General features: G+C 49.0%; 16 protein-coding genes and 1 tRNA gene. 7 read left to right on the top strand and 10 right to left on the bottom strand.

What is annotated here, in order from left to right:
* Positions 1 to 34 precede the first annotated feature (34 nt).
* Together ACES2G_RS17155 and ACES2G_RS17150 are read right to left on the bottom strand one after the other, a co-directional pair.
* A complete protein-coding gene (locus ACES2G_RS17155; RefSeq protein ID WP_374000850.1) occupies positions 35 to 856 on the bottom strand; it encodes a hypothetical protein in 822 nt (273 codons plus the stop codon).
* A 123-nt stretch (positions 857 to 979) separates the two neighbouring features.
* Complete coding sequence (locus tag ACES2G_RS17150; protein WP_374000848.1) at positions 980 to 1,717, bottom strand: SUMF1/EgtB/PvdO family nonheme iron enzyme; 738 nt, start codon at positions 1,715 to 1,717, stop codon at positions 980 to 982.
* A gap of 43 nt (positions 1,718 to 1,760) precedes the next feature.
* Between ACES2G_RS17150 and ACES2G_RS17145 the strand changes: the two genes are divergently transcribed.
* From ACES2G_RS17145 to ACES2G_RS17125, 5 genes are all read left to right on the top strand, one after another.
* On the top strand, positions 1,761 to 2,156 hold the full coding sequence (locus ACES2G_RS17145) for a hypothetical protein (protein ID WP_374000847.1): 396 nt from the start codon (positions 1,761 to 1,763) through the stop codon (positions 2,154 to 2,156).
* Positions 2,157 to 2,447: 291 nt separating this feature from the next.
* Positions 2,448 to 2,726 (top strand): YheU family protein, encoded by a 279-nt coding sequence (locus ACES2G_RS17140; protein WP_347355944.1) that lies wholly within the window; start codon positions 2,448 to 2,450, stop codon positions 2,724 to 2,726.
* 192 nt (positions 2,727 to 2,918) lie between these two features.
* Positions 2,919 to 4,022: a helix-turn-helix domain-containing protein gene (locus ACES2G_RS17135; RefSeq protein WP_347355945.1), complete on the top strand. Its 1,104-nt coding sequence runs from the start codon at positions 2,919 to 2,921 to the stop codon at positions 4,020 to 4,022.
* A 9-nt stretch (positions 4,023 to 4,031) separates the two neighbouring features.
* Positions 4,032 to 4,589 (top strand): hypothetical protein, encoded by a 558-nt coding sequence (locus tag ACES2G_RS17130; RefSeq protein ID WP_347355946.1) that lies wholly within the window; start codon positions 4,032 to 4,034, stop codon positions 4,587 to 4,589.
* 67 nt (positions 4,590 to 4,656) lie between these two features.
* Positions 4,657 to 4,732 (top strand) — tRNA-Val (locus tag ACES2G_RS17125).
* Positions 4,733 to 4,832: 100 nt separating this feature from the next.
* Here ACES2G_RS17125 and ACES2G_RS17120 read toward each other — a convergent pair.
* Positions 4,833 to 6,416, bottom strand: a complete 1,584-nt coding sequence (locus ACES2G_RS17120) for an FG-GAP repeat domain-containing protein (protein ID WP_374000846.1) — start codon at positions 6,414 to 6,416, stop codon at positions 4,833 to 4,835.
* 369 nt (positions 6,417 to 6,785) lie between these two features.
* Between ACES2G_RS17120 and ACES2G_RS17115 the strand changes: the two genes are divergently transcribed.
* Together ACES2G_RS17115 and ACES2G_RS17110 are read left to right on the top strand one after the other, a co-directional pair.
* Positions 6,786 to 7,523: a L,D-transpeptidase gene (locus ACES2G_RS17115; protein WP_347358504.1), complete on the top strand. Its 738-nt coding sequence runs from the start codon at positions 6,786 to 6,788 to the stop codon at positions 7,521 to 7,523.
* A 93-nt stretch (positions 7,524 to 7,616) separates the two neighbouring features.
* Positions 7,617 to 8,252 (top strand): hypothetical protein, encoded by a 636-nt coding sequence (locus tag ACES2G_RS17110; RefSeq protein WP_374000845.1) that lies wholly within the window; start codon positions 7,617 to 7,619, stop codon positions 8,250 to 8,252.
* 71 nt (positions 8,253 to 8,323) lie between these two features.
* Here the strand turns inward: ACES2G_RS17110 and ACES2G_RS17105 are convergent, their stop codons facing one another.
* The 7 genes from ACES2G_RS17105 to dnaX all read right to left on the bottom strand — a co-directional run bounded on the left by ACES2G_RS17105 (position 8,324) and on the right by dnaX (position 13,807).
* Positions 8,324 to 8,716, bottom strand: coding sequence for a hypothetical protein (locus ACES2G_RS17105; protein WP_347358502.1), 393 nt, complete (start codon positions 8,714 to 8,716; stop codon positions 8,324 to 8,326).
* A 69-nt stretch (positions 8,717 to 8,785) separates the two neighbouring features.
* A complete protein-coding gene (locus ACES2G_RS17100; protein WP_374000844.1) occupies positions 8,786 to 9,322 on the bottom strand; it encodes a 4'-phosphopantetheinyl transferase superfamily protein in 537 nt (178 codons plus the stop codon).
* Positions 9,323 to 9,341: 19 nt separating this feature from the next.
* Positions 9,342 to 10,307, bottom strand: a complete 966-nt coding sequence (nadA, locus tag ACES2G_RS17095) for a quinolinate synthase NadA (protein WP_347358500.1) — start codon at positions 10,305 to 10,307, stop codon at positions 9,342 to 9,344.
* A 106-nt stretch (positions 10,308 to 10,413) separates the two neighbouring features.
* Positions 10,414 to 11,007: an ATP/GTP-binding protein gene (locus tag ACES2G_RS17090; RefSeq protein WP_011166041.1), complete on the bottom strand. Its 594-nt coding sequence runs from the start codon at positions 11,005 to 11,007 to the stop codon at positions 10,414 to 10,416.
* Positions 11,007 to 11,621: a recombination mediator RecR gene (recR, locus tag ACES2G_RS17085; protein WP_374000843.1), complete on the bottom strand. Its 615-nt coding sequence runs from the start codon at positions 11,619 to 11,621 to the stop codon at positions 11,007 to 11,009. Before recR ends, ACES2G_RS17090 begins: the two co-directional genes overlap by 1 nt.
* A gap of 55 nt (positions 11,622 to 11,676) precedes the next feature.
* Positions 11,677 to 12,000, bottom strand: coding sequence for a YbaB/EbfC family nucleoid-associated protein (locus tag ACES2G_RS17080; RefSeq protein WP_374000842.1), 324 nt, complete (start codon positions 11,998 to 12,000; stop codon positions 11,677 to 11,679).
* A 13-nt stretch (positions 12,001 to 12,013) separates the two neighbouring features.
* Positions 12,014 to 13,807, bottom strand: a complete 1,794-nt coding sequence (gene dnaX, locus ACES2G_RS17075) for a DNA polymerase III subunit gamma/tau (RefSeq protein WP_374000841.1) — start codon at positions 13,805 to 13,807, stop codon at positions 12,014 to 12,016.
* Positions 13,808 to 13,831: the final 24 nt, after the last annotated feature.

Genomic DNA, 13,831 nt, shown 5'->3' with positions numbered 1-13,831 from the left:
ATACCGGCCTTTTTCTTTTTTAATGTATGATGATTTAGCGGTTGCTGTTTTGTTCGCGAATGTCTTTGGCGTTCATATTGCGCTTGCAATAGTAAGACTTGGCATTCTTGTAGCCCTGATAATCAACTGCATTGCGGCTGGTGTAGGGGACAGAATTATAATCCACCAATTGCTCCATACCGCGTCGGTAGTAAACCTTGTAAACATCGCGATCATTGCTATCTAGAACTTTCAGGATATAGCCGTCTCCGTTGCGTTCCATATCAACCACCAGCCAGGCGTGGGCCATGATGCCTTCGATTTGCAGCATCTGATAAGCCACGCGCCCGCTGCGCACTTCGCTGTAAAGATCATTCATCATCTTTTCCAGTTTTTTTGCGGACACAAAATGATTTCCGGTCACGCCGCGAATCCAGCCAAACATAATGCCACCATCGACGATCTGCCCGGCGTCCAACGCGGTCTGGATCTGACTGCGGTGTGCGGCGGAAAACTCTTCCAGATTTTTAAAGCCGGGAATGTCAACCACGCCGCGGTTGGCGGAAATGTCTTCGATGATCTGGCGGGCTTCGGAGCGAGTCGGGCGGGGCAGTTCCGGGCGATAGATCGCCAGATAAGTCGCGTTTCTGGTGAACATGGAGTGCCACCAGCACACGCCTTGATTGCCGATGCCTCCTTCATTCACAAAGGCCAAATGATTCTCTGACTTCATCAACAGGTCTTTATAGTCCTGTGCAGTCATGGCACAGAACTCTGCTTTGTTAGTGGGGGCTTGTTTGGCTTCCGCTTGGGAAATCCAAAGACTCGAAACGGTGAGAACGGCAGATGCGATACGTGCGACATTCTGTAATCTCATGGAACGCTCCTTACTTTTTCAATTCGGCTTTGAGGGAGCAATTCAGGTGCCGCCGGAAAAAAGAAAAAGCCCTCGCTCATTTCGAGGAGGGCTTTGAAAAGCTGTCGATATTCTGGACAGGGACTATTTAGGCTTGGTCACGCAGCGGAAGCCGATGTTATTCATCTTCAGGCTCCACGAGGCCGGAGCTTGCAGATCATCGGCGGTGATGTCACCAATGTTGGCGGCGAAGATGCCTGTCACGCCTTTAGAGTGAATGCAAACGGCGCCCCCACGAATGACTTTTCCGGTGCTTCCACCAAACAGACTTCCCATGTAAGTGTCTTTCTTTCCGGCGTCCGTCATGCCAGTGAAATCAAAGAGCTGTTTGGAGCCCGGTTTCACATCCCAATTGTTGTTGTGATAAGTGCGGCCATAGTGACTGGAAAGGTCCGGTGTGTAGGAGTTTCCGTAAATGGTGTCGCTGACCCATTCCCAGGCATTGCCACCGAAGTCCCAGATTACGGCTCCGCTGTTCAGAACAAATGTTCTTCGCTCTTCGCCCTTCTTTTTGCCGGTGCCATCATAAGGGTTCGTGACATCTTTGATCTCGATAGGTTCGGTCCATCCGGAATAGAAACCTGTGTAAAGTGTGTCATTCTTTTTGCGATCCACCCAGTTTTCTTCGTTGCTATAGATCTCTAAAGCCGCTGCGGTCCACTCGGCATTTGTCGGCAGGCGATAGTCCGCGCCCAAAGCCGCGCAGGCATCTTGCGCTGTCGCTTTGTTGGCCAACCAAGGTTTGCCTGTGGCGATGGAGGTGGCCTTGTTGGAAACCTTTTTCATCTCAAACTTCGCGATACAGTAGGCATCTGTTTTCACAATGGCATTCGCCGCAACCTTCTCATAACCTTCAGGGCAAGTAGTGGCCACAGGCGGTGGAACAGGTGTTGGCGCAGGCTCAGGCGCGGGCGCAGGGGTCGGCGCGGGTTCCGGAGTCGGAGTTGGAGCCGGTGTTGGACTAGGGGCAGGCACTGGCTCCTCGGGGGCCGGTGCAGGCTCTGGAGCTGGCGCAGGTGTAGGTTCCTCCGGCGCAGGTGTAGGTGGAGTTGGAGGTTGTGGTGCTGGGTTTGGTTGCGGCGCAGGTTCGGGTTCCTCTGGAGTAGGCGCGGGCATTGGAGGTTGCGGTGTTGGAATTGGCTGTGGTACTGGTGCTGGGGTCGGCTCTTCTGGAGTCGGTGAAGGCGCAGGAACTGGCGCTGGCTCCTCGGGTGGAGTTGGAGTCGGTGTTGGTGTAGGCGCAGGCGCTGGAGTTGGTTGAGTTTGCGGTGGCGTTGTCTGCGGAGGAGTTTCCGTGGATTGATTATCCGAGGATTTCTTACCTGAAGAAGATTGAGAGCAGGAAGCCAAGAACGTCGTCAGGGTCAGGCAGAGCAGGAATAGACGTAGATTCGACATTTCGGGGTCCTCACTAGAGTGTCGTTTCAATAATCTTCACTGATTTTTGATGTATTTTGAAAAATTCCTTATGTTAAAAGTAAGAACTCGGCTTTTGGCCCTCTGATTTGTTTCACGAGCCAGTCATAGGACGAGCACTATCTAGGAAGAAAGTATGAGAGATAATTCGCAAGCACCAGTTCCGCCGATTGAAGTTTCCAAAGATGATTTGAGCGAGGCCGCTCTTCGTGGAGTGATTGAAAATTTTATTCAGCGGGAAGGCACCGACTACGGTGTGAGTGAAGTGGCCCACGAAACGAAAGTGCAACAACTGCAAAAGCAGATTGAAAAAGGTCATGTCCGCATTGTTTTTGATCCCAATACAGAATCTGTCACGCTGATGACCGAGCAAGAATGGAAACGCTTCCAAAAGGCTGGAAACCCGCTCTCCTAGCGTTTTTTTCGTCTCTCACGCCGCAGAATATGCACTTTGTGTTTCGATCGCGCATTACATTCCTGAAATCAATTCTCAGTATGCCTAATTTGTGAGCAACTGTCCGCGTCTTACATTGACGTATTCCTGACAATCTGTAAAAACCTGTCCCCTGCGAGTAATTTGTTTTTTGTTTTGGAGTTTTAGGAACTTATGAACCCAACTGATCGTGCTTTCGAGCTCGGCAAGCTTTATTACGACCGAGGAGAGTTCACGCCTGCCGTGGACAATCTTCAGGAAGCAACAAAGGCTTTCTTTGCCGAGAAGAACTTCTCTCAATACTTGAAGTGCATCAACCTGCTTCTGCGCATCTTTGCTGAGCGCGAGCAATTTGAAGAAATCAACCTGGCTAAAGAAAAGCTTCAGGATCTGGTTCTTAAAGAGGGCTTTGAGCTTAATTCCAAAACGTACTACACACTCGCAGTTTGTGCTTCCTACAAAGGCCAGATCGATACCGCTATGGACTATCTCCAAAAGGCCCTGGCGATCGCTCTTGCATCCGATAACAAAGAAGATATCTGTCACGCGATTTTTGGTTTGGCGATGTGCTATTCACATCCGTCTTCCGCGCGCTATTCCGATGCTTTGAAAGAGATCTACAATCTTCAGGTCTTCTTCCAGGTTTACCAGATGCCGGATCTGCAGGCGTCTTCCTTGTTCCTGAATGCTGACATTCTGAAACAGATGAAAAAGTATGACGAAGCCATCGAGGTTTTGTGGAAGGCTTACGACATCGTTCGTGAGACCCGCAATGTGGTTATGTCCAACTATCTGATGGGTGCTTTGGCCGACACGTACTTTGAAATCGGCGACAAGGACATGGCTCGCACTTATATCACTTTGGCGCAAAGATCTGTTGATGGTGAAAACCATAAACGTCTGGCGCGTATGGTGCGCCATCTTGCTGAAAAAATCGGCGGCGAGACTCAATCTAATTTCGACCTCATATTTGATGAAGCCAATCACTCGGTTATCGAGAAGAAACTGGGTCGCATTGACTTCAAAAATCAGTTTATCCTTTTGGATCTGCTGCGTTTGTTTGTACAAAATCAGGGTCAGATCTATTCCAAGGAATTCTTGGTTGAGAATGTGTGGAAGCAGCCGTATGATCCTGCCATCCACGACAATAAGATTTACGTGACGATCAAACGTCTGCGTAAACTGATTGAACCGGATTATGAGAAGCCTAAGTATATCTTTAGAGCCAAAAATGGATATTACATGAATAAAGCGGCTCGAGTTTCTTTCGAGCACTAGGGGGGATTCATGTTGAGCAAAATTTTAATCGCAACTTTGGTGACTTTATCCAGCATGGCATACTCTGTAGGGGCTCATGCTAAGGTCGAAGAACATATAATGCCAGCCAGTGATGACCGTTGGGTTCCATGGCCATTCCACTTGGCGCAGCCATTCCCATGGCAAGACATCCAGGGTATCTGGAAAGTCGAGCAAGGGGAGTACGTTTCCTACTTTGCATTGAAAGTGGTTCGTCAAAAATCCACGGGCGTTCGTCAGCTTCAGGTGAAGCAGTTTGACGGCGAAACCTGCAAAGTCCTGGCAACGGGCGTAGGTCATGAGAACCACTTAAAAGTGTTGGCTCAGATGACCAGCAAGGGTGGGGCTATTTACCGTGTCCAGATGACGGCGATCAGCCAGAAGGATTCTCCGGTACCACCACTTCAAGGGATGCCAATGGACGAGGTTATGGTCCTTTCTATCGGTACTTTGGAGCGTGGCGGGACAGATGAAATGGTTCATATGCAAACTGTGAAGATTTCAGCGACATTGAGCCAACGAATCTGCATGGAAGACATAAAAAAATAGACTTTTATTAAAAAAGATATTGCTTAAGGAACAGACCATTGCTAGAAATGGTCTCTCTTAAGCCAATAGGGAGTTAGCTCAGTTGGTAGAGCGCCACCCTTACAAGGTGGATGTCGCAGGTTCGAATCCTGTACTCCCTACCAATTTTCACCAGAAAATTGGCTCTATCGAAAAACAACCGCCCCTCAGGCGGTTTTTTTGTTTCTGCTGACAGCAAAATCCAATTCTCTACTTATTCAATGGTTACTGTTCCCGACAAGAGATCGTAGTACTGCGGCCTTGCAGATTTACTTTGAACGACTTGCCGCTGACCGAGTTCAACATTGTTGAGGCGTTGGCAGTCAGGTCGTCGTTGATATGGGAACTGAAGTACGCGTGCTGATTCCAAACTTTACGGCTTGGCATCCATGAACCTGCGGTGCTGGGTTTGAATACACGAAGACCCGTGATGTTCTGTGCAACTGCTTTGTCCGCCTCAACTTTATAAAGGCCACTGACCGCATAGTTATTGGCGACAACCACCAGCTCTGCATATCCATCACCATTGACGTCGGCCACCACTGGATATTCACGCAATGTGCCTGAGGGGTTGATAGTGGACCAGACAATTTTCAGCTCGCCGGATTTATCCATCTCATAGATGCGCAGGAATTGTTCGTCACCATAGATGATTTCAGGTTTGCCATCGCCGTTGAAATCGAAAGACGTAATGCCTGTCACCAAGGAACTGCAATCCTGAGTCACGCTGCCTGCAATTTTATTCCCGTGGCTATCAAAGATAGTCAGGGATTTGCCGGTGGCAATGGCGATTTCCAAAGTGTCGGCCTTGCCATCAAAGTCACCAATGGACGCTTGACCACCGCCCACCACCGGGCGTTTCTGAGCATCTAGTTTACAGATCAGATCCGAGTGCTCGGCCAAAGTTTTATCGGCAATAACTTCGCCAGTAAGGCCGTTGTAGATAGTCAGGTAACCACCACCTGTAACGACGATCTCAAGCTCTGCGGTTTCTGGAATCAGGTCAGCAGAAGCCGGCGTGCCTGTGCGCTTGAAAGACCACAGCTTGGCTCCGGTTTCATTATAAACACCAGATGTGCTGACGATATGAGAAGCACTGCCTTTGAGTGTACTTAAGCTGGTGGCGTAGGTGTCACAGGACGTGGTTTGTTCGTCCAGCTGAAATGCGATGGATGGTTTTTTAGAGGCATTTTCATTGATGACATAGTTCCCAGCCAAAATGGAAGATCCCGTCTGATTCAACAGTTGAGCCCCAGCGAAGCCACCCTTACATCCACCCAAGGAAGTTGGAAGTGTCAGCGTCCAGCGAAGGGATCCATCATTATTAAGAGCAACGACTGCATTTTTCTTCTGTTGAAGATAGAAGATCTCCGGACGGCCATCGCGATCAATATCTAATAGCAAAGGCGACGTTGAACCATAAGGACGAATGCTGTCTTCAGAAGCGCTCCACTTGGTTTCGCCCGTGCGGCCATTGATAACACGCAAGATGCCGTCGCTTTCATAAGCGTGATTTTTAAATGTCACAAATAAGATTTCAGGAATGCCGTCATTGTCCAGGTCACCAACTACAGGAGCCGCCATCACTTGTTTGTATTCGGGAAGCACGCTGGATTCAGGAACCCAGGCATAATCAAGGACCGGCTTGACCTCTTCTGTGATCATCTCACGACAAACGGGAGCCTCGGGGATTCCTGCAGACTCCATGGAAGCCAGGTCGGCAAACTGAACCTGTTGTGGTGCGCAGTTCTGAAAAGTCGTTACAAGAGTGACTGAGCCTAAAATAAGAACACCACTTCTAAATGACATCGTTCCCCCCGCAATGTCTTCAAAGCAACCGGGATGCCACCTTATGAGCAATCTGATGAAGATGGGCGTAGTCTTTATTTACATTGTATAAAGAGAGTTCAGATGAAAACTTTCACAATAATATTAACGTCTTACGGTCAGTGTGTGAGTCCTATCGCCCGCAGTCCTTTACAGTCCCAGGGGGTTGATGTTCGAGTTTGAGACGAATCAACGGGAGTAGTGGCTGTATGTAGAATTTTCCAAAATGCACAAATGTTACACAACGCACAATATAGATTCGATCTGTGTAATCTTTCTGCTAGATAGACCCATCTTTAAAAAGACGAATTTTGCCTCGCTAACGGCAATATTTTCAAATGGGGAGATCTCATGAATCGTATGATGGCTATCTTCGGCCTGCTTTTGGTTGCCACTTTGGTGTCCTTCAATGCCTTTGCTCAATCTTCTGCTCTTGAGCGTAAACTGATGGTTGAGGACTCTTACGAAGCTCCTCGTGGTCGTCTGTTTAATGAGCAAGCTTATCTGCGCGGCGAAACTTACCTGAGCCAGTACACTAATGTGATCGTTATCAATAAAGCGGCGAAAGGGCCTCAAGCTCAGACCTTGCGTCTTTATACAAACCGTCAGCTTCAGCTTTCCACTTATGTTTCCACAGGTCGTGAGGACGTAGAATACATCAGCAAAATGCGTGGTGTGGTAAATAAGATCTTCAAAGGAACCACATCTTCCCACTGGAGACACACAACTCGTGGCTTCTACACGATCAAGCGCGTTCACGATCACACCTACCGTTCTGGCGAATCCAAGTTCCAGATGCCATTTGCGATGTTCTTCAATGAAACTCGTGGTTTGGCTGTTCACCAGGTGCCACCAGATCTTTCCGGCGGCGAGGCGGCGGGCGAGGCGATGTTGGGTCAGCGCGCTTCCTCGGGTTGCGTTCGTGTTCACAAGGGTCAAATCCAAACGATTCACCGTGCGGTCACTGCGGCGGGCAAGGGTTCTGTTCCGGTATTGGATACTCGCACAGGTCAGCCCAAGTATGATGAGTACGGCAAAGTTCGCTATGCGCAAGGTTACGAAACAATCGTTATTGTTGAGGAATACTAGTATTGCGCCACAGGGGAGCGTGGCTTGACCTGCCCCTTAAACGGACATAAAAAGGCTGGGTTATCCCGGCCTTTTTGTTTTTAGGAGACTTCCATGAACCTGATTGAAATAGTGAACGTGCCTGATGAAAAACGCGACCACCAGTGGGAGATTGATTTCTTCATGTCCGTCACTCAGGGCAACATCAAGCTTTTGGTGGAAGCTCCTCAGCAGGGTCCGGATGGTTGGCCATATATTTTGGTGGAAACAGGTGAAGACGCGACAGAGCCTGCCAACAAAGTCATGCAATGGGCGGCTATGAAGGGCGTGGGCCTGGTTGTGAATCCACGCAAGTCTTATCCAGATTATGTATTCACTTACGGCATGCTTTGGAACTTCAAAGAAACCGGCCGTTTCTATCAAGAGGCTGCGCAGTCTCCGGTGGGCAGTGTGGAAATGGAAAAAGGTCAGGGCCTGCATGCAGGACCGCCGTCCCCACAATATCTTCCGCAGTATGTTCGCAATATCTTAAAAGAATTCTTCCGTGATCAGGGCGTTCTTCGCCCGCGCATTCTGGTGATGAGTCAGGATCGCAAGCACTATGATCTGGCATTTTCTTTGGAGTCTTTGGGGAATCCTCCAACCAAAGAACATCAGGGTATTGCAGAGGCTTTGAGCTGGTTCCTGCCTCCACACTATTCTGTGGTGCTGGTTTCTGAAATCGGCCTTCCGGAATTCACGGATTTGTAAAAACAGAAATCAAAAATAAAAATCGCGGGATCGAAAGACCCCGCGACAAGTGGTTTTGCAGCTATAAAGCTCTAATCCAGTTCACCCGGACGAGGCAGAAGGTCCATCAGGCATTCGCGCCAGTACTCCGGCGCTTCCTCCGAGTAGTCAATCGCGACATGGAAACCTTTTTTCCCCAGAAGCTGCGTGCGTGTGATCACGCCGGAGATCTCCAGGTTCATTTCTTCCAAGTGCATAAAGACACGGTCACCAATCAGGCAATCCAAATTCAGATTTTTGCGAAGCGCTGAGGGAATCAGATCTTCCCGTTTAATCAGGAGCAAAAGCCCTGTCGAGGACGCCTCGATGATCTCACTGTTCTTTGCGATCTTTGCAAAGTCATCCAGTGAAGTGAGATATGAAATATGAATGGGAGAGACTTCGGTCCTTGGAGCCACTCTGCGATTGTATTTTGTACTTCCCATCTGTTACCTACCTTAAAACAAACTACATTAGTGTCGGTTATAAGACTCTTCGGCAGGACTCGACCAAAGTTAAGAGGGAATTACAAAAAAGCAGAAGCTCCACTGTGAAATTTGCCTGACAATTCCCCGTCCCTCAGAGGAGGATTTGAACTCTGTGGAGTTCAAAAGGGTGAATGTCTCAGTCTGAGAATCAATATTTTGCCAGTCCCCTATAGAAATTTTAGAAACCACCGACGGTTGCTCGAAGGTTTTGAGCGCCTTAAAACACGCTTCCTTCGCGCACCACAAGGCGAAAGCACTTGGGGCTACACTCAGCTCTTCATTAGAAGACACACGTGCCACGACCTTGTCCTGCACGCGGGAAATGATCTCCAAATCCACGCCAATCGGGGACTCACAAAGAGCAAACATGCCCAAGTCCTGGGTGTGAGATACGGAATGATAAAGATTTTTGCCTTCAGTGTGTTTCTGAATTTCCGCGCGCAATAGTTCGCGATGAGCGGGATTGTGGCTACCCCAGTCGGGATGTGCGAATATCTGTAAACTGGGAGAGTGAAGAATCTTGCGGAAGGACTCAAGGGTGCTGTCAGAGAATATCATCGGCATTGAGTCCTTGGGGTGAAAATTAAACAGTGAATTCCGAAGGCCAAGTCACTGGCTTGCCGCTGGTGATGTCCATCATGCGATCCAAAGACACTTTGGCCTTCAGGCGCAGGGATTCATCAAGACCCACTTGAGGTTTTGCGGTCTCAAGCGCGTATTTGATTTTCTCCATGGAATTCATCTTCATGTAAGGACAGTTGTTGCAAGAACAACCCGAATCCAAAACCGGCGCTTGGATCAGTTCCACATCAGGACGCAGCTTTTGCATCTGGTGGAAGATCCCAGTTTCCGTTGCGACGATGAATTTCTTTGCCGGATTTTTCTGAACTTCTTCCAGCAAGCGGGACGTGGAGCCGATCACAGAAGCATATTGCAATACGGATTCGTCGCATTCAGGATGCGCAATCACCACAGCATCGGGATGCTGGGCAATCAGCTCATACAATTTCTTTGCGTTAAACAGAACGTGCACTTCGCAAGCGCCTGGCCACAACACGAATTCACGATTGAGTTTTTTAGAAAGCCAACGGCCCAAATGTTGATCTGGCCCAAACAGGATCTTGCGATCTTTGGGAATGGATTCGACGATCTGTTGAGCGTTGGAAGAAGTGATGATTACATCAGAGATGGATTTAACTTCCGCGCTGGAGTTGATGTAAGTCACTGCAATACCGTCAGGATGCTGACGACGCCAAGCCAGATACTTGTCGTAAGGCGCGCCTTTCACCAACGAACAGCTGGCTTCCATATCCGGAACCAGAACTGTTTTAGTCGGATTTAGAATCTTCACGCTTTCAGCCATGAAGACCACACCCGCAAGCAAGATGGTGTCTTGTTGAACCTGTTGGCCCATCTTGGCCAGATAGAAGCTGTCACCGACATAGTCCGCGATATCCTGAATATCACCATCTTCATAGTAGTGAGCCAGAATGACCGCGTTTTTCTCTTTTTTAAGTCGCTGAATATCAGCAGCAATATCATAAGCCATAATCAACCTCGGGCCTTATTGTAACCCAGATGAACCCAGAAAAAGCTCATATAGCACGATAAGCGCAAAAAGCAACCCCACAAAGGCCCAGCCATGATGGCCAACCTTACAGAGTCGTTCCACCTTTTAATACGTTGATAATGGATTTGGAAACGGTTTTCAGGGATTCAAAGACGCCACGGCCTTCAGAGGCGCAGCCTTCGATTTCAGGAGCATTATAAGGGTTCAGTGCGCTTCTTAGCTCGGCCAAGGAAGCCACATTCGGCAAATCACGCTTGTTGTATTGCATGATCAAAGGGATTTCGCGGATGTCGTAGCCTTGTTGTTCCAAGTTTCTCTCAAGATTGCGCAGGGATTCCAGGTTTTCATCCATACGTTCGATTTGAGAGTCCGCTACGAAGATCACGCCATCCAAACCTTTTAGGATCAGTTTGCGGGAAGCATCGTAAACCACCTGACCAGGAACGGTGTAAAGGTGGAAGCGGGTCTTAAAGCCACGGATGTCGCCGACGTTCAAAGGCAGGAAGTCAAAGAACAGAGTGCGCTCAATGTCCGTATTCAATGCCACGAGCTTGGATTTTTGATCCTCCGCCGTTTTTTGATAAACCCACTGAATGTTCGTTGTTTTACCGCCCAAGGAAGGACCGTAATACACGACTTTGCAGTGAATCTCTTTGGCATTGTAGTTAATAAAGGACATTACAGCTCCACTCTATTTTGCAGGGCACGACCCATAGTTCTATCATCTATGAAATCGATGTCGCTGCCAATAGGAACTCCATGGGCAATGCGAGAAAGTTTCAAACCTTTGCCTTGAAGCTGCTTCGCCAGGTATAAAATCGTGGTGTCGCCCTCAAGGTCGGCATCCAATGCGAGGATGATTTCCTTGATAACCGGGCCGGTGCCGTTCAGGCCGTCATCAACACGGTCGATCAGCTCTTTGATTTTCAATTCTTTAGGACCGATGCCTTCCAGCGGGGAAATCGCCCCGTGCAAGACATGGTAACGGCCACGGAAGGCGCCAGAAGATTCAATGCGCATGATGTCTGCGGGTTCTTCCACCACGCAGATGGATTCATCCGCACGATGAGCATCTTCGCAATAACGGCAAATGTCCGTGTCCGTGTAATTAAAGCAGCGAGGGCAATCATGCACTTCGGCCTTAACACGCAAAAGCGCCTCACTTAAACGCTCTGGATATTCGTTCCCAGTGCGCAAGATGAAATAAGCCAGACGTTGAGCAGTCTTCGGCCCGATACCAGGCAGACGGCTCAACTCGTGGACTAATTTTTCAAGGGCAGAAATATGTAACACTAACTACTCCAGCTTCGGACACCTGTCGGCGCCCTCAGCACTGTGGCCACAGGCCTTAGAACATTCCTGGGATATTCAAGCCGCCAGTGATTTTTTCCATTTCTTTTGCGGAAGTATCACGAGCTGTTTTTACGGCTTCGTTCACTGCAGACAAGATCATGTCCTGAAGCATTTCAACGTCGCCCGCTTTCAAAACTTCAGCGTCGATGGCCAAAGCAGTGATCATGTGGTCGCCGTTCACTTTTACTTTTACAGCGCCACCGCCAGAAGTTGCTTCGTACTCAGCCAAGGCAAGATCATCCTGGGCTTTTTTCATCTTCATTTGCATTTGGTTGGCTTGTTTCATCAACTGAGCCATTCCGCCGGGCATACCCTTCATAGAAATCTCCTTTTTAGTGGCCGCGTTTATTTAGTTCAACGATGGACTTGATCTGTCCCTTGAACACGGTCTGTGCAGCCTTGACCATGGGGTTTTCGTTGATCTTGTTGCGAAGCTCTTCCTCGGCCAACTGCACTTTTTTCTGCTGAATGGCCTGGGCGGATTCTCCGACCTGATCACGACTCATTAATACCTCAAAAGAATACCCAGCACCCCAGTATGAATCAATAAATCCCTGTAGTTTTTTGCGCACTTGGGCGTCGGCCATTTGGTCTTTCAGGAAGGCCAACTTCATGGGAACACCCAGGCTGATCAGCTTTCCTTCTTCTTTTACAAAAAGAAGATTTTCCACTTTGGCAGCAAACAAGGCATCGTCCTGGCGAAGCAGCTCCACAAAGTTCACCCAGCGCTCTTTGGAAGAAGACCCTGTGGCCAGTTTCGGTTTTTCCGGAACAGGTGCAGGAGCAGCTTGAGGAGCGGGGGCCGCCGCTGTCGCCGCAGGAGTAGTACTGGCAGCAGAAGCCGCAGGTTTGGCTTTATTCAAAGCCGCCTTCATGGCTTCAAGGCCTGTGGGGCCATCTAAAACTTTTTGGGATTCTTCAATGCGATCGTGACCTTTAACGGCAGGTGCTACCGGCGGAACGTAGGGCCGGGCCCCACCTGCGCTTTGAGGGGTGATAGCTCCGCCTTGCAACAACGTCTTCAGGTCCACAAGTTTGGGAGCTGAAGCCATACGAAGCAAAGTCACTTCCAGAACAATACGAGGATCTTGGGCGCGAGGGATATCATTGCCACCCTTCAATGCCATGTCGAAGAGCATGTGGATGTCTTCTTCAGGAAGACGTCCAGCCATCTCGCTCAACGCTTGAAGTTCAGAATCGGGCATTTCCAGAATCTGAGACGCTTGTGCTTCGGACACTTTGATCAAAAGCAGGTTGCGAATCATTTCCAGAAGATCTTGCGAGAACAAATGGGGCTCAAAGCCCGCGGCCGCGATCTTTTCAATAACTTTCAAAATCGCCTGAGAATTGCGATCAATCAAAGCATTCAAAGTTTCAAACAGCAGCGCACGGTCTGTCAGACCCAGAATTTCCACAACACTGGCGCGAGTCAATGGACCATTGGCAAAGGTGATCACCTGATCCAGCAAACTTTGCGAGTCACGCATGGATCCGTCACCCTGACGAGCAATCACCCACAGCGCTTCATCGTCTGCGGTCACGCCTTCGCGATCACAGATCAACTGCAGGCGTTCAGTGATAGAACGGGTGGAGATACGACGGAAATCAAAACGCTGACAACGGGACAAGATCGTTTGGGGGATCTTGTGGACCTCGGTTGTCGCCATAATGAAAACAACGTGTGAAGGCGGCTCTTCCAAAGTCTTCAACAAAGCGTTGAAGGCACTTGTGGAAAGCATGTGAACTTCGTCGATGATATAGATTTTGTATTTACCACTGGAAGGCATGAAAGCCACAGTGTCGCGCAGCTCACGGATCGCATCCACACCGTTGTTGGAGGCACCGTCAATCTCGATCACGTCAATGCTGGAACCGCCTGCGATTTCTTTGCAGGAATCACATTCGTTACACGGGACAAAATTTTGAGCATTGGGGCAGCGAAGAGCTTTGGCAAGAATACGAGCAGAAGAAGTTTTACCGGTTCCACGAGGTCCTGTGAAAAGCAGGGCATGCGGAAGACGACCGTTTTTCAACGCATTGGAAAGTGTTTGGGTAATATGATTTTGTCCGACAACGTCGGTAAATGATTGGGGACGCCATTTGCGTGCAATCACCTGATAAGACAAAACCCACCCCTACTAGTTCGTTTT

Origin of the sequence: Bdellovibrio bacteriovorus, assembly GCF_041888015.1 — a bacterium.
GTDB lineage: Bacteria > Bdellovibrionota > Bdellovibrionia > Bdellovibrionales > Bdellovibrionaceae > Bdellovibrio.
Note: the sequence above shows the minus strand (reverse complement) of the source record. Positions and strands in the feature narration are given on the sequence as shown.